This is a genomic window from Luteimonas sp. e5 (assembly GCF_054031035.1).
In genome coordinates this window covers 1-15,809 of the sequence record NZ_JBSTRX010000004.1, presented here as the reverse complement: position 1 = coordinate 15,809, position 15,809 = coordinate 1, and the positions used below count along the sequence as shown (strand labels likewise).

Sequence of the window (15,809 nt, the reverse complement as noted above, 5' to 3'; positions counted from 1 at the left end):
CGCCCGCGGAGCAGCTTCATCCTGCCCCGCGGCTACAATCCACCCATGCGCCTGCTCCTGCAACAACGCCCCGCGGGGCACGAAGCGCCGCGCTTCGTCAAGCTGACCCTGCAGCCGGACCTGTTCGGCGGCTGGGTGCTGCTGCGCGAGAACGGCCGACATGGCAGCCGCAGCAGCCTGCGCCGCGAGCAGTTCCTCGATCACGACAGCGCCTTGCGCGCGCTGGAGCACGCGCGCGACCTGCAACTGAAGAAGGGCTATCTGCTGATGTATGCCCAAGGCGAGGGCGAGCGCCCTTGACCCGCCCGCACAGGGCGCCCCGTACCGATATCCGATGGAGCCGAAATGACGCTTGAGAACGACCGCTACCTGCGCGCGCTGCGCCGCGAGCCGGTGGACCACACCCCGATCTGGCTGATGCGCCAGGCCGGCCGCTATCTGCCGGAGTACCGCGAGGTGCGCAAGCAGGCCGGCAGCTTCCTCGCCATGGCGAAGAACCCGCAGATCGCCTGCGAAGTCACCCTGCAGCCACTGCGCCGCTTCCCGCTGGATGCGGCGATCCTGTTTTCCGACATCCTCACCATCCCCGACGCGATGGGCCTGGGCCTGTATTTCGTCGAGGGTGAAGGCCCGAAATTCGAGCACCCGGTGCGCGAGGCCGCCGACGTCAAGCGCCTGGCGGTGCCCGACATCGATCGCGAACTGCGCTACGTGACCGACGCGGTGCGCGTGATCCGGCGTGAGTTGAACGGCTCGGTGCCGCTGATCGGCTTTTCCGGCAGCCCGTGGACGCTGGCCTGCTACATGGTCGAGGGTGGTGGCAGCAAGAGCTGGGGCCGGATCAAGGCCATGGCCTACAACGAGCCGCAATTGCTGCACGCGCTGCTGTCGGTGACCACCGATGCGGTGATCGTCTATCTCGCCGCACAACGCGAGGCCGGGGCTCAGGCGCTGCAGGTGTTCGATACTTGGGGCGGCGTGCTGTCGCCGGCGCTGTACCGCGAGTTCTCGCTGCGCTACCTGGAGCGCATCGCGCGCGAACTGCCGCGTGGCGAAGGCGAAGATCGCACGCCGCTGATCCTGTTCGGCAAAGGCAATGCCCCGTATCTCGACCAGCTGGCGCAGACCGGAGCCGACGCGCTCGGCGTGGACTGGACCATCTCGCTGGAAGATGCCGCCTGGCGCACCAAGGGCAAGGTCGCGCTGCAAGGCAATCTCGACCCCGCCATCCTGTATGCCAGTCCCGACGCGATCCGTGCCCAGGCGCGCGAAGTGCTGGACAGCTACGCCAACGGCAACGGCGGCTCGCGCGAGGGGCATGTGTTCAATCTGGGGCACGGCATGTCGCCGGACATGAACCCGGAACACGTCGCGGTACTGGTCGACGAAGTGCACGCCTACAGCAAGCGCTGAGCCCGCAACGCGCCGCGACCGCGGGCGCCGGCTCACGTCGTCGCAGGCGCCATCACCTCGACCAGGGTGTCCGAGAGCATCCGCGAGGTCAGCGGCTTGCGCAGGAAGGCGTCGAATCCGCTGGCGCGGGCCAGCGATTCCGCCTCGCCATCGGCGCGCGCGGTCACTGCCACCAGCGGCTGCGTGAACCCGGCATGGCGCAGCTGGCGCGCCAGCTCGAAGCCGTCCATGCCCGGCAGGTCGAGGTCGAGCAGCGCCAGGTCGAACTCACCTGCCGCGGCTTCGGCCAGGGCTGCCAATGCATGCGTGACGTGCCGCACCTGGTGGCCTTGCGCGGCCAGCAGCCCGGCGATGACCTCGGCCACGGTGGCGTCATCTTCCACCAGCAGCACGCACCACGGCCCGGTGTCGCGCACGCCGTCCTCGAGCGTCGGCTCAGCGCCGGCAGGGGCTTGTGCCAACGGCAGTTCCAGCACGAAGTGCGAACCCTGCCCGACGGCGGTATCCACCCGGATGCGACCGCCCATCATCGCCGCCAATTCCTGGCTGATCGCCAGACCCAGCCCGCTGCCACCGGCCTGCGTCGTCGCATCGCCGCCCTGCTCGAAACGGCGGAACACGCGCTGGCGCTGTTCGGCATTGAGCCCGGGGCCGGTGTCATGCACCACGCAGCTCACGCCATGTCCGCCTGGCAGCGGCGCCACCTGCAACCCGACCTCACCTGCATCGGTGAACTTGATCGCATTGCCCAGCAGGTTGAGCAGGATTTGTTCGACGCGGGTGCGATCGCCCCACAACCATGGCGGCGTGCGCGGATCAATTTCGAGGTTGAAGGCCAGACCCTTGCGGTCCGCCAATGGGCGCAGCAACGCGACCACTTGCTGCAGCAGGCGCAGGAAGTCGAATGGCTCGTCGGCCAAGGTGAGTTTTCCGCTTTCGATACGCGCCAGGTCCAGGGTGTCATTGACCAGTCGCAGCAGATGGCGCCCGGCGCGCACGATGGCGTTGACCTGGTCGTACTGCCGGGCATCGAGCGTGGTCGCCTGCAGCAACTCCGCCATGCCCAGCACGCCGGTCATCGGCGTGCGGATTTCATGCCCGAGAGTGGCGAGGAAGCGGGTTTTCGCCTCCGATGCCTGCTCCGCCATCCGGCGCTGCTGCTCGGCCAGCAACCACTCCCGGCGACCGCGTTCGCGCTGGCGCCATTCGCGCGCCAGCAGCATGCCCAGGAGCACGCCAAGCACGGTGAACATCAACAGCGCCCACGGCGCACGCCACCACGGTGGATCGATGCGGAATGCCAGCACCTGCTCGGCGGCTGCATTGCCGGCCGGATCACGCGCACGCATGCGCAGTCGATAGCGCCCGGGCGGCAGCCCGGCAAACACGCGCTCGCCCTGCGTTCCCTGATCGACCCAGGTCCGGTCAAGCCCTTCGAGCAAGCTCCAGTAACGCACCGCAGCGGGGTCGTCGAAGGCCAGCAAATGCCCGCCGAAACGGAACTCCTTCTCGTCGGCACTGAACTGCAATGCATCGCGGGCCAGCGCCACCGGCGTCCAGTCGCCTTCGCGGCGCACGTCCACGTTATCCAGTCGCAACGTGGCAGTGCGTGCCGGCGGATCGGGATAACGCGTATCGATCAGCACCACGCCGACAGCGTGGTGGGCGAGCGCAAGCATGCCGGCCTCGTTCAGTGACATCGACTGATTGATGAACTCCTGCCCGCTCAACCCGTCGGCGATGCCATAGCTGCGCAGGTGTCGGCGGACAGGGTCCCAGCGGAACAGACCGCGTTGCGTGGAGACCCAGACGCGGTGCGCAGCATCCACGTGCAGGCCACCGGCTTCCACCGCCGGCAGATCGCGGCCGCTTGGCACGCGTGCGACGCGACGCCAACGTCCGCCATCAAGGCGATATTGCTCGAGCCCGGAAAGACGGTGCAACCAAAGCACGTCATCGCCATCGAAATCGAAGCCGAACACACGGTCGCCACGCAATTCCGGCGGCGTGATCACGCGTGGCTGGATCGGGTCGACCCAGCCCAGACCCAGAGTGCCGGCCACCCACAGCCGCCCATCCGGGCCCAGCCGGATCGTTTCGGTGTCGCCGTCATCCAGACCACTGTCCGCCGAGTCCACGAGGATTTCACGCAGCACGCGACCGGTGACGATATCGCGCTGCTGCAAACCGGCGCCGGCCATCGACAGCCACAAGGTGTCGCCTTCGCCACGCGTGAGCAATCCAACGCCGCCCCCACCCGGGGGGGCATCGACAGCGCTGTCGCGATTCCAGCGATCGATGCGACCACTGGCTTGTATCCGCACCAGGCCATCACGCAGGCTGCCCAACCACAACTGGCCCAGGCGATCCTCCAGCGCGCTGTACGGACTCAGGTTGAACAGCGCCTGGCGTACGGCCTCGGACATCACTTCGACCACGCCGTTGCGATCGATGCGCTCGATATGCCCACCCAGACCCGCCGCCCAGATGCCACCGGCAAGGGCCGGCGTGGTGGCACGATAGTATTCTCCGCCCAGCTGCTCCGGCCCACGGCGCAGCTCGGCAATACCGCGCCAGTCCGAACGCAGATAGCCCAGGCCCACCGCAGGAACTCCCGCCCAGATTGCGCCATCGGGCTGCACGCACAGTGCGGGGTGAAAACGCAAGGGCGTCTTGTCCCCGGTGGCGACCGGCTGCGGGATGGCGTCATCACCCTGCACCCGCCACAAGCGCCGCTGACTGCCCATCCACAACGCGCCATCCACATCGCGCGCCATGGACACCACCGCATTGGGCCGCTCGAACATGTCCGACCAGGAGGGCCGCACCCAGCGCCCGTCGACTTCCCGCCGCCAGACGCCATCGGTCGCGGCCACCCACAGGCGCCCGGCATCGGACATCAGCGTCAACACATGCCCGGGGGCTTCCTGCCCGGGAATCTCGACACTGCGTATCACTCCATCCTCGAGCAATGCCAAGCCGCGCATGGTGCCGATCCACAGCCGCCCGGCGGCATCCACCTCAAGCGCGAACACGGCCTGTGAAGGCAGACCGGGGATGGCTTCAGGCACCCAGGTGCGCGGATCATCGTGCTGCACGGCTACCCGGTACAGCCCGGCGTTGGCCGTACCCAGCCACAACGTGTCGCCCTGGCTCGCGATCGCGAACACGTCATTGCTGGCCAGTTGCGGATGTGTCTCGCGGCGCATCACCGCGAAGCCTTCGCGCGTCGCGTCGAGCATGCCCACGCCACCGAACTCGCTGGCCGCCCACACCCGATCGCGCGCGTCCACGTGCAGCGCCTGCACGATGTTGCCGGGCAGCGAGCGCGGATCACCCGGCACATGGCGCCAGGTGCGAAAGCGGTTGCCGTCATAACGCGCCAGCCCGTCGTCGCTGGCCAGCCAGACGAAACCGTCGCGGTCCAGTTCGATGCCCGTGAGCATGGTCGAGGGCACCCCGTCACGCGGGCCGAGCACACGCAGTTGCGGTGCCTCCGGCACCTGCGATGTCTGCGCGCCGGCCTGTCCCGGCATCAGCACCGCTGCCAGCAACGCAATCACCGCCCGTCGCATCCTGCTCATCCGCGGACTCCCCATCGCCCGCCCCGATCCTCGCCCGCGCAGCACGTCAGCGCAAGCATCGCCAAAGCGGCTGCGGATAGAATCGATGCAAGCCAACCGGAGCGAACGCGATGAGCATGCGCAATTCCGTCAACCATTGGGGCGGCGTCAGCAAGACATTCCACTGGCTGATCGTGCTGCTGCTGCTGTTCCAGGGCGGGCTTGGCCTGTTCATGGGCGACCTGCCGCGCGAGATGCGTGCCGACACCGTGGCGCTGCACAAGTCGATCGGGGCCACCATCCTGATGCTGGTCATCCTGCGCATCATCTGGGCGCTGTTCGCCGGGCGTCCCGGCCCCGTACCTGGCGTTTCGATGCTCAACCACCGCCTTGCCAGGGCTGGCCATGCCCTGCTCTACCTGCTGCTGCTGGCACTGCCGATCAGCGGCGCGCTGATGTCCGCCTATGCCGGCCGGCCGGTGGAGTGGTTCGGCCTGTTCAGCATGCCGACGCTGCCAGTGGCGCAGAACCCCGAAATGAAGGAGTGGATGGAAGAGGCCCACGAATGGCTGTTCTGGAGTCTGACGCTGGTCGCGATGGGCCATGCCGCCTTTGCCGTCTATCACCACATGGTCAAGGGTGACGCCACCCTCGCGCGCATGATGCCGCGCGGCTGGTTGCGTGAACCCGAACGCGATGCGTGAGGTGACGCCCGCCGCTCAGCCGGACACGGGCCGCGCCTAGCCTTCCCCGTCGGCGATGCAGGCGCGGGCATCGGCCAGAAAGCCGCGTACCGCCGCGGCATCGAACGGCCAGTCGAGCTCGCGCCCGGCGCTGTCGTCGCGCAGCACCGGCACGCGGGTGCCGTAGCGCGGCTCCAGTTCCGGCACGTCGTCGAGGAACACGCTGTCGAAATCCGGCGCACGCGCTTCGGCCAGCACCGCGAGGGCGAGGTCGCACAGGTGACAGTCGTCACGCTGGTACAGGATCAGGGCCATGCGGTGGCGTCGCTGCCGTCGTCGGGGGACGCCTAGAATAGCGGGGATCGTTCCGGAGTCCCGCGCATGTCCGTCAGTGTCTTCGACCTTTACAAGATCGGCATCGGCCCCAGCTCCTCGCATACCGTGGGCCCGATGCGTGCGGCGGCGCGCTTCGCCGAGCACCATCTGCAGGAAGCCGGCAAGCTGGAGCAGGTCACGCGCATCCGCGCCGAAGTGTACGGCTCGCTGGCACTCACCGGGCGCGGCCATGGCACCGACAAGGCACTGATGATGGGGCTGGAAGGCCATTGGCCCAACCGCATCGATCCCGACATCATCCCCGAAGCACTCGAGCGCATCCGCGGCAGTGGCCGCATCCGCCTGCTCGGCACGCACGAGATCGAGTTCAGCGAAAAATCCGATCTGGTGATGAACAAGCGGCAGAAGCTGCCGTTCCACACCAACGGCATGCGCTTCACCGCCTATGACGCCGACGGCGAAGTCCTCGCCACGCGCGACTACTACTCGGTCGGCGGCGGCTTCGTGGTCAACCAGGACGAGGCGGCGGAAGACCGCATCGTCGCCGACACCACCCCGCTCGCGCATCCGTTTTCCAGCGGCGACGAACTGCTGGCGCGCAGCCGCGAAACCGGACTGTCGATCGCGCAGCTGATGCTGCACAACGAGGCGGCCTGGCGCAGCGAGGCGGAAACCCTCGAAGGCCTGCGCGAGATCTGGCAGGCGATGACCAACTGCATCGAACGCGGCATCCGCCAGCCGGGCACGCTGCCGGGCGGGCTCAACGTCAGCCGCCGCGCGCCGAGCCTGTACCAGGAACTGTCCTCGCGCCCGGAAGCGGCGATGCACGACCCGCTGACCGTGCTCGACTGGGTCAACCTGTACGCATTGGCGGTGAACGAGGAAAACGCCGCCGGTGGTCGCGTGGTCACCGCGCCGACCAATGGCGCGGCCGGCATCCTGCCCGCGGTCGGGCGCTATTACGAACGCTTCATCCCCGGCGCCAACGAACAGGGCATCTTCGACTTCCTGCTGACCGCCGCCGCGGTCGGCATCCTGTACAAGGAAAACGCCTCGATTTCAGGCGCCGAAGTCGGCTGCCAGGGCGAAGTCGGCGTGGCCTGCTCGATGGCCGCCGCCGGCCTCACCGCCGCGCTCGGTGGCAATGCCAGCCAGATCGAGAATGCCGCCGAGATCGGCATGGAACACAACCTCGGCCTCACCTGCGACCCGATCGGCGGGCTGGTGCAGATTCCCTGCATCGAACGCAATGCGATGGGCGCGGTCAAGGCGATCAATGCCGCGCGCATGGCGATGCGCGGCGACGGCAAGCACAAGGTCAGCCTGGACAAGGTGATCAAGACCATGCGCGAAACCGGCCGCGACATGCAGGACAAGTACAAGGAAACCAGCCGCGGCGGGCTGGCGGTCAACGTCATCGAGTGCTGAGCGCTCAACGCGGGCTTCGGCCCGCCTGTTGCCCGAGCCATGCCAGTGCGGTGCGGGCGATGGCCGCGTCGTGGGCCGCCTGCGCTTCGTCGCCATCCTCCAGGAACCAGACGCCGGACAGCGCGGCGCAGGCCGCGGTCCAGCGTGCCAGCCGCTCGGGTGCGATGTTCGCGCAGGCCGCGACCCGCGCCAGCTGCGATGCGAAGCGCGTCGGATCGGCCGCATGCGGCAAGTCGGGATTGCACAGGATCTGCGCGTAGTCGAAGGCGCGTTCGCCGATGCGATCCTTCGGGTCGATTGCCAACCACTCCTCGCCAAAGTCCAGCACGTTGCGATGGTGGCAATCCCCATGCAGCGGCACGATGTCCTCGCACCGGGCACTGGCCAGCAACGCGTCGGCGAGTTCGGCACAGGCGGGATATGGTTCGCCCAGACCGCCGGCCTCGCGGCGCAGGCTGTCGAACCATGCTGCGAGGGGCTGCAGCGCCGGCAGCGGAGCCGGTCGCGCGGCATGCAAGCGGCTCAACACCGTGCACAGCACCGTGCTGGCGACCGAATCCTGACGCGCATCATGCAACGCCCAAGCCAACAGGTCGCGCTTTCCCGTGGCACGTACCATCAGCACCACGTCGCCATCGCGTGCGAGCACGCGCACCGCGCCATCGCCGTTCCACCACTGCAGCAAGGCCAGGCCGGCGCGCTCCTCGGGTGTGGCGACATGCTTGAGGATCACCGGCTTGCCGTCCCCGGATCGTGCCGGCAACAACACGGCACCGGGCGTGCGCAGCAGCTCGCCATCCACATGCAGGCGCCAACGGCGCAGATGATCTTCGAACATGGTCCCGTTCCTGGCCGTCCGCGCGCCTGCATGACAGCGTCAAGTGCCGACACGATGCCACATGGAGCCCGCTGGCATCGCACGGGAATGGGCGCGCGCGCACTGAGCGCCCGGACGACGAGATCGCGGCCGGGCGTGAGGATGGCACGCGATCCGGAATGGCTGCAGCGTGCCGCGCATCGCAACACCGGATTCAACCGCGCACGCAGTCGCTGGCGCCGCTGGCCACGCAGTCGCGGTAGTTGTCGCGCAACGCCATGTCCTTGCCGGCGCGGTAGCCCGTCGCCGCCGAGAACAGGAACAGGACCGCCAGACCGATCGCGACCCACTGCAGCACGTGTTCACGACGTGTCTTGCCAGCGGCCTCGAGGCGTTCGACCGGCAGCTCCAATGCGCTGGCCAGCGCGCGCAGGGTCGGCGCATCGGCCTTGTCCTCGTCTTCGGCCTTGCGCACCAGTGCCACGTCCAGACCGGCGGCTTCGGCCAGTTGTTCGTGGCTCAAGTCGCGCACGTCGCGGGCACTGCGGATCAGGTTGGGCGGGCAGAAGGTGGTGTCGCGGGTCATGCTCGTACTCCGTTGCGGGTGGGAGGTGTCAGCAAACCACCGCACCCCATGCCGGAGCCACGCCAACGCCCCGACTGCCACCCGACAGATCGCCCACCGCCCTTTCAAATCAACAACTTGCGGATCGAAATCGGACGAAAGCCCATCAACGACAATCGCTGCGTCCAGCCGCGATACAGGCTTCGTAGGCCTCACGGGCCTCCTTGCGACTGGCGCGATGGGCGATGTCGCGACCGAACATGTAGCCGAACAGGAGGAACAACGCGAACAGGATCGCAATGCCCACCATCACCAACGCCATCTGCGGCGGTGCCTGCGCCGGATCCGCGGGCACTGGCAGCGACTGCGGCGCGTCGTTCATATCGGCACTGCCAGGCGATGCCGCACCATCGCGTTCGCTGGCAGACGCGTCCGGCATCGGGGTGAGCAGTTCGCCCAGATCGACCTGCAACGCGGTCGCCAGCGCCATGCGCGTTTCCAGCGAGGCACCGGCGCCGCCCTCCACGCGCTGCACCGTGCGCACGCTCAGGCCGGCCACTTCGGCCAGTTGCTCCTGTGACCAGGCGCGGGATTCGCGCAGATGGCGCAGCGTGGCCGGGTCGATCCCCATGCGCGATGAGGCCGGTTTGGCCGTGCTCATGGCGATGATTGTGCCGCGCCACGTGCGCGGCGGGCAACGCGGCGCGTTCAGGCCACCGAGCGTGCCGCGGGCCGCCGCGCCGCCTGCAGCCGTGCCGCCGGAGCCAGCCGCAGCACGTCATCCAGCAGGGCCGCAGCGGTGACCTCGGCCCCGGCGCCCGGCCCCTGGATCAGCAGCGGCTGCTCCGGGTAGCGATCGGACCAGATCGCGATCCGGTTGTCGGTGCCGGCGCCCGCCGCCAGCGGATGCTCGACTGGCAACGCTTCCAGCCCGACCCGCGCCACCCCGTCCTGCCAGCGTGCGACATGACGCAGTACCGCGCCTTGGCGACGCGCCTGTTCAAGTTGGCGCAGCAACGGCTCGTCCAGCATGGCGAGTGCGGGGTCGAGTTCGGCAAGCGGCACCGCCTGCAACGCGGCCGGCAGCAGCGAAGCCACCTCCACCGCCTCCAGCGGCAACGGATGGCCGGCGGCACGCGTCAGGATCAGCAGCTTGCGCCGCACATCGTCGCCGCCGAGGTCATCGCGCGGATCGGGCTCGGTGAAGCCGGCCGCGCGTGCTTCGCGCACCAGTGCGGAAAACTCGCGCGAGCCATCATGATGATTGAACAACCAGGCCAGCGAACCGGACAGCACCCCGGCGATGGCATGGATGCGGTCGCCTCCGGCACGCAGTTCGCGCAGGCTGCGCAGCACCGGCAAGCCGGCACCGACGGTGGCACTGTCACCGTAAGCCCCACCCTGTGCCTGAGCCTGCTCGATGCGCTGCCAGCGCGCGAGGGATTCGCCGACCCCGAGTTTGCAGGCGGTGACCACCTGCGCGCCGGCCTGCAACCACTCGGCATGGCATTCGGCCAGGCGCTCGCTGGCACTGGCATCGACCACGATGTCGCCGGCGCCGAAATCTGCAGCGGCGAGCCAGGCGGCATCGCGTGGCGCATCCGACTGGCGCAATTCGTGCAGCACCTCACTCGGCGCATGCTCGCCGCACGCCCGCCATTGGCGCGAGTTGGCGATCGCGGCAAGGCGCGGCAGCGGCAGGCCATGCGCGCGCAACGCCGCATGCCGCGCGACGAAAGCACTGCCCACGGTGCCGGTGCCGAGCAGGATCAGGCGTGGCTCGCGACTCATGCCCGCGCCTCCCGCGGCAACGCGAGCACCCGTGCCAGACCCGCCTCGAGGTCGGCGCGCAAATCGCCCGCGTCCTCGATGCCGATCGACAGCCGCAGCAGGCCCGCCTCGATGCCGGCCGCAGCCCGCACCTCGGGGGTCATCGCGGCATGGCTCATGCTTGCCGGATGCGCAATCAGGCTCTCAACCCCACCCAGCGATTCGGCCAGGGTGAAGCAGTCCAGCCCCTCCAGAAAGGCGCGTACCGCGGCCTCGCTCTCCAGTTCGAAGGACACCATCGCCCCGAACCCCTGCTGCTGACGCGCGGCCAGCGCATGCTGCGGGTGGTCCGCCAGACCCGGCCAGTGCAGGGCCTTCACCGCCGGGTGCCCATCCAGCAGATCGATCACGGCACGGGTGTTTTCTTCATGCACGCGCATGCGCGCGGCAAGCGTGCGCAGACCGCGCAGCGTGAGGTAGCTGTCGAACGCGGCGCCGGTCAGGCCCAGCGCATTGCCCCACCAGGCAAACTGCTCATGCAGCGCGGCATCGCGCGCGATCAGCACGCCACCGATCACGTCGCTGTGGCCGTTGAGGTACTTGGTGGTGGAGTGCACCACCGCATCCGCACCCAGATCCAGCGGGCGCTGCCACAACGGCGAAAGGAAGGTGTTGTCGACCACGCTGAGTGCGCCGACCGCACGTGCCTCGGCCACCACCGCGGCGATGTCGGTGATGCGCAGCAACGGGTTGGACGGGGTTTCGATCCAGGCCAGTGCGGGTCCGCGTGCGAATGCCGCGGCACGTGCGTCGGCATCGGTGTAATCGATCAGTTCAAGCTCGAACGCGCCGCGTTCGGCCAGCGCATTGAACAGGCGCCAGCTGCCGCCATAACCATCATGCGGCGCCACCAGCCGCTGCCCCGGCCGGAGCAGGCTGGTGACCGCCAGCGTGATCGCACCCAGGCCACTGGCGGTGACCACGCCACCGGCCCCGCCTTCCAGGTCGGCCAGCGCCGCAGCCAGTTGATCGCGCCCCGGATTGCCACTGCGGCTGTAGTCGTAGCTGCGCTTTTCGCCGAGACCGGCAAAGCTGAAATTGCTCGACAGCACCAGCGGCGGCACCACCGCACCATGCGCGGTGTCACTGTCGATGCCCGCGCGCACCGCGCGGGTGGTCGGATGCTGATTGGACTTCACGCTCATTCCTCGAGTGCCGCGTTGATCGCGGCGCCAATCGCCGCGCTTTCCTTGAGGAAGGCGTCATGCCCGTAACGCGATGCAATCACCTGCAGCCATGCATCCGGCGCACGCACCGCCAGTTCGGCCAGGTCTTCGCGCGGCACCAGGAGGTCGCTGTCGACCGCAATCACCGACAACGGCACGCGCACGGATTCGGGCTCGATGCGGTGCAGGTCGATGGATTCGGACAGGCGGCAATAGCTTTCCGCATCGAAGCGCGACAGCACACGCTCACCGCAATGTTCGAGGTAGTCTTCGGCCGGACAGCGTGCATGACCATGCTCCAGCGTCACCGGCGCATCGAAGCGCTCGGCGAACTCGCGCGGGCTGCGATAGGACAGCATCGCCAGCTGCCGTGCCAGGGCGAGCCCGGCATCGCCGCCATTGCCCAGCTCGATCGCCTTGCGCTGCACCGAGCGCAAGGCACTGGCCCAGGGATGCGCGCGATGCGCACCGCTGATCGCCACCAGCGAACGCAGGCGCGCGGCATGGCGCGCGGCAAACTGCAGCCCGACCATGGCACCGTACGACGCACCGATGAAGGCATGCACGCGCGGCAGCTCGAGTGCTTCCAGCAGTGCAGCGATGGCATCGGCCTGGTCGGCACTGTCGATGGCGACATCCAGCCCGTCACCATCTGCCAGCCAGTCGATCGCGAGCACGCGGTAACGCCCCAGCAGACCCGCCTGCGCCTGCCACCAGCCGGGCGTGGCGTCGAGATCGTTGGCCAGCACGTGACGATGCGCGGAAATGCCACCGGCCACCACCAGCAACGGCGCATTCGCCGGCCCGCACAGCTCCCAGCGGATACCGACCTCGCGCATGCCTGCATGGCGCAACGACAAGCGACAACGGTGTTCGCCACGCAGGGCCAGCGTGCTCGGCTCCGCAGCGGGCAGCTCGAAGCGGCAGATCGAATCAGGCGAGGAACAATCGAATGCGGCAGTGAAACTCATGGCGGAACTCCGGTTGGCATCGAGTTCCGCGGTGGCGCATGTCGGGCGCACTTCGTGCGCTCAACCATCTGCGCGGTGGACAACCGTGTCCCCGCAGGAATTGGCACCTTGGACCCATGTCCGGTTGCCTCGGCGTCAAAGGGCCTGTCCCTCAGCCGATCTCGATGGATGCCACGCAGTCTGCCTGCCCTTCCCGGCAAAGTCAATCGCTTCATTCGGATGAAGCGATTGCATGCAAGGACGGGCACGAAAAAAGGCCCCGTTGCCGGGGCCTTGCGTGCCTGGATTTTCCGTGCAGATCAACGCATCACGGCGTGCTGCTGCATGCGCTGTTGCTGCTGTTGGGTTTGCTGCTGCGCTTCGTTGTGCTGCTGCGCCATGTGGTCGCTCATCGCCTGCAGGTCCGGCGTCGGGGCGTTCAGGTCCACCCGCGCACGCTGCCCCGGGTCGATGCCATTGCCGAGCACCCACACGTCGCTGCCGTTGAGGTGCACCTTGCGGATCTTCGACGGATCGTCGATGCCGGTTTCCTGCGCCTGCAACGCGATATTGGCCGCCACCCGCGGATCGGTGCCCCTGGGCAGTGCATCGGCGATGGCGCGATGCAACGCATGGTTCGGATGCGTGGCCTCGGTCACCAACGGATGCTGCCGCGCATGCTCGAGCGCCTTGATCGTCTGCGGACCGACGATGCCATCGACCTTCAAACCATGCATCTGCTGGAACTGCCGCACCGCGTGATCGGTGTTCGGCCCGTGGATGCCATCCTGCACCAGCGGCTGGCCGCTCCTGCCGTGGTAGCCGAGGCTGGCGAGAGTGACTTGCACTTCCTTCACTGTTTCAGCTTTGCCAGCTGCCGGGGATTCGGCAGCATGCACGCCGTGTTGCTTGGTGCTTTCCTGGCTCAGCCCGTGAGAGGTAGCACCAACCATTGAGGACCAAGCCTCCTTGGGAGACATGCCACGCTCGATGTTCTTCGCATACTCCGCACGCATCGCATCCAAAGCATCTGCGGACTCTTGCAACGAAATATGGGCCCTGTTACCGCTGCCATAATGGCTGCGCATGTCCCCTTTGCGTGGATCACTGAAACTCGCCCACTCCCGGGAAAGCTCGAACTGCGCCCTTTCCAAGGTGGCCCCGGACTTTCCTGTGATATACGCGTGGATATCGGGGCGCTTGGTGACGATCAAGTACTCGGAAAAAATCCTGTCCTGCAGCTCTGGTGTAAATCTTTGATTGAGATCCAGCCCCATGGACTTAACGGCGGAGTCCATCGTATCCGGAATGATTTGATACTTCCCGACCGCGAAGATCCGGTCAGGATCACGTCTCCCCAGGCTCTGGAGTTCAACCACTTGCCCTAGTGTCAACGTCGAAAAATCAATATCCCGATCAGCTGGAACAATGTATGGGCGACCATTCGAATTGACGGCTGTACCTCGATTGTAGGCATTGTATCCGGCGGCGCCGGACTCGCCCTTGTACATCAAGTCACGCAACGGATTGCTCATGAGAAAACTCCTTTTAGGCAAGATATTTAGCGGGTTATCTCCGAAGACTCATCCTGAATGCAATCGGCCCTTGCGCGCACGGCGCTCTTCAATTGACTCTTGCGACCATCAACTGAAGCATGTCGGCGCATCATGCGCCGATATTAAAATGATCTAACTCATTCAAACTCCCAGGAAGAGTACTGAAGTCGGGAATCGTCACCATTCACGCTCCAGTCGCGAAGCATCCCATATGCATTTACCGAAATTGCCGCGTTGGATTGCGGATGACGGAATCTCGCGAGCATGATGCCTTCACCGCTGTATGAAGCCAGCTCCGCCATGGACTCGCATGCCGAACATGTTTGTGCAGGCTCGGGGCTGCGACAGACATTTTCCCAGTCACCCCCGACAACAGCTTGCATGCAATCCGGTGACTTGATCGGCTCCCAACCTGCCTCCAAAAGCGCAGCTCGCGCATCCGCATAAGCCATACCTGGCGCCAAGACAGCATCAAGATGCTTCTTCACTTCTTCCATTGAGCCCATGCTCCGGTCGTTATCGTTTGGACCATCATCGACTTTCACATCAGCTTGTTGGTGCTGGGATGGCTGTCCGGCTGCCGTCGGGACTTCTTTCGCACACCCCCCCATAACGCAAAGGGCAGCAGCAACCAGGAGGGTTGCTGGCGCTTTCAATATTGCATTAAGACTTGGCACCATACCCGGCCTCACTTGACTCGTACTGGAAGGCTGCAGCTAGAATACTGAACTTCGCAGTTTCGCCCCACCTTATTGCATTGTTCTATTGCGAAACGTTCCGCAGTTTCTTGGTTCTCATAACTTGCGTGACCAACGCCACCGGGGCCATATGCCACAGCATGACAGCTATTCCTGATAGAGGATATCACTCGACACCCTCGCGTACCGCATTGAGAAAGCGCTAAACGCTCCGCAGCTCTCTTTGATCGCTGATTTTCAGAGACACCGCTTCTTGAGTTCTCATAATCCGCGGCGATAGCCCCGAACCTGTTTTCCCATACCTCTGTATACGTCTCCCTGATGCTAGGCCTGCTAGAGCCTGCTCTATTTGCAGCTGCTTGTGCTGGTGATACACATACACCTTGAGACGGCACGGCCCCTGGAGGACAAGGCCCGGTTGTAGGTGGGGCTTGGGCGCTACCAAATCCTGGCAGCGCCAAACCTACTAAAAATACAAAGGGAAGGATAACCCTCTTAACTAGCATAAGCTTTCTTCATTATTTTGTGGGCCCGCTCTTTTTAACGATGTCCCCAGGCAAGGCAAATCCATCCCCTGCTTTCTTATTTGCCAACTCCTTGTAAGGATTGCTCACAATCGCAGTATGACCCAACTCAGGCTCGCTCTGTCGATCAGCCGGCCTATACTCACCGCCACCCACGGGGTTGCCTGCAAGGTCGCGGGCTTGGCCGCCTTGGGCGCCGAACTGCGAGTACATCGTCACGGCGTGGCCCAGCGTGCCCTGGAAGAACATCGCCGCCATCGGCGGGCAGGTGATCAGCATG

The 15,809-nt window shown here is 66.2% G+C and carries 15 protein-coding genes, 1 pseudogene and 1 riboswitch; of the genes and pseudogenes, 4 read left to right on the top strand and 12 right to left on the bottom strand.

The features are described from left to right. The first annotated feature begins 45 nt into the window (after positions 1-45). Both ACW11F_RS11700 and hemE read left to right on the top strand, forming a co-directional pair. On the top strand, positions 46-300 hold the full coding sequence (locus ACW11F_RS11700; protein ID WP_456997121.1) for a WGR domain-containing protein: 255 nt from the start codon (positions 46-48) through the stop codon (positions 298-300). Positions 301-345: 45 nt separating this feature from the next. Beyond that, complete coding sequence (gene hemE, locus ACW11F_RS11695; protein WP_456997120.1) at positions 346-1,413, top strand: uroporphyrinogen decarboxylase; 1,068 nt, start codon at positions 346-348, stop codon at positions 1,411-1,413. Between the two features lie 32 nt (positions 1,414-1,445). Here hemE and ACW11F_RS11690 read toward each other — a convergent pair whose 3' ends face one another. After that, entirely contained in the window at positions 1,446-4,997 is a 3,552-nt protein-coding gene (locus tag ACW11F_RS11690) for an ATP-binding protein (RefSeq protein ID WP_456997119.1), read from the bottom strand. 110 nt (positions 4,998-5,107) lie between these two features. On the opposite strand from ACW11F_RS11690, the gene ACW11F_RS11685 reads away from it, so the two are divergent. After that, entirely contained in the window at positions 5,108-5,680 is a 573-nt protein-coding gene (locus tag ACW11F_RS11685; RefSeq protein ID WP_456997118.1) for a cytochrome b, read from the top strand. Between the two features lie 36 nt (positions 5,681-5,716). On the opposite strand, the gene ACW11F_RS11680 is transcribed toward ACW11F_RS11685, so the two are convergent. Next, positions 5,717-5,974: a glutaredoxin family protein gene (locus ACW11F_RS11680; protein WP_456997117.1), complete on the bottom strand. Its 258-nt coding sequence runs from the start codon at positions 5,972-5,974 to the stop codon at positions 5,717-5,719. A 66-nt stretch (positions 5,975-6,040) separates the two neighbouring features. On the opposite strand from ACW11F_RS11680, the gene ACW11F_RS11675 reads away from it, so the two are divergent. After that, entirely contained in the window at positions 6,041-7,423 is a 1,383-nt protein-coding gene (locus ACW11F_RS11675) for an L-serine ammonia-lyase (RefSeq protein WP_456997116.1), read from the top strand. A gap of 4 nt (positions 7,424-7,427) precedes the next feature. On the opposite strand, the gene ACW11F_RS11670 is transcribed toward ACW11F_RS11675, so the two are convergent. The 10 genes and pseudogenes from ACW11F_RS11670 to ACW11F_RS11625 all read right to left on the bottom strand — a co-directional run. Further along, on the bottom strand, positions 7,428-8,261 hold the full coding sequence (locus tag ACW11F_RS11670) for an aminoglycoside phosphotransferase family protein (protein ID WP_456997115.1): 834 nt from the start codon (positions 8,259-8,261) through the stop codon (positions 7,428-7,430). Positions 8,262-8,454: 193 nt separating this feature from the next. After that, a complete protein-coding gene (locus ACW11F_RS11665; protein ID WP_456997114.1) occupies positions 8,455-8,826 on the bottom strand; it encodes a helix-turn-helix domain-containing protein in 372 nt (123 codons plus the stop codon). 145 nt (positions 8,827-8,971) lie between these two features. Next, positions 8,972-9,466 (bottom strand): helix-turn-helix domain-containing protein, encoded by a 495-nt coding sequence (locus ACW11F_RS11660; RefSeq protein ID WP_456997113.1) that lies wholly within the window; start codon positions 9,464-9,466, stop codon positions 8,972-8,974. 47 nt (positions 9,467-9,513) lie between these two features. Further along, entirely contained in the window at positions 9,514-10,596 is a 1,083-nt protein-coding gene (locus ACW11F_RS11655) for a homoserine dehydrogenase (protein WP_456997112.1), read from the bottom strand. After that, a complete protein-coding gene (metB, locus tag ACW11F_RS11650) occupies positions 10,593-11,780 on the bottom strand; it encodes a cystathionine gamma-synthase (protein ID WP_456997111.1) in 1,188 nt (395 codons plus the stop codon). Before metB ends, ACW11F_RS11655 begins: the two co-directional genes overlap by 4 nt. Next, a complete protein-coding gene (gene metX, locus ACW11F_RS11645) occupies positions 11,777-12,772 on the bottom strand; it encodes a homoserine O-succinyltransferase MetX (protein WP_456997110.1) in 996 nt (331 codons plus the stop codon). The genes metB and metX overlap by 4 nt, the downstream gene beginning before the upstream one ends. Before the next feature lie 61 nt (positions 12,773-12,833). Then, a riboswitch (SAM riboswitch) is annotated at positions 12,834-12,943 on the bottom strand. A 128-nt stretch (positions 12,944-13,071) separates the two neighbouring features. Beyond that, a complete protein-coding gene (locus ACW11F_RS11640) occupies positions 13,072-14,286 on the bottom strand; it encodes a peptidoglycan-binding protein (RefSeq protein ID WP_456997109.1) in 1,215 nt (404 codons plus the stop codon). 158 nt (positions 14,287-14,444) lie between these two features. Further along, the gene (locus ACW11F_RS11635; RefSeq protein WP_456997108.1) at positions 14,445-14,852 is read right to left on the bottom strand and encodes a hypothetical protein; all 408 of its coding nucleotides are present in this window, start codon (positions 14,850-14,852) and stop codon (positions 14,445-14,447) included. A 143-nt stretch (positions 14,853-14,995) separates the two neighbouring features. Beyond that, positions 14,996-15,511 carry a DUF4189 domain-containing protein gene (locus ACW11F_RS11630; protein WP_456997107.1) on the bottom strand — a complete coding sequence of 172 codons (516 nt, stop codon included), beginning with the start codon at positions 15,509-15,511 and terminating at the stop codon, positions 14,996-14,998. A gap of 12 nt (positions 15,512-15,523) precedes the next feature. Continuing rightward, positions 15,524-15,809, bottom strand: a pseudogene (locus ACW11F_RS11625) (hypothetical protein); the annotation flags it as partial.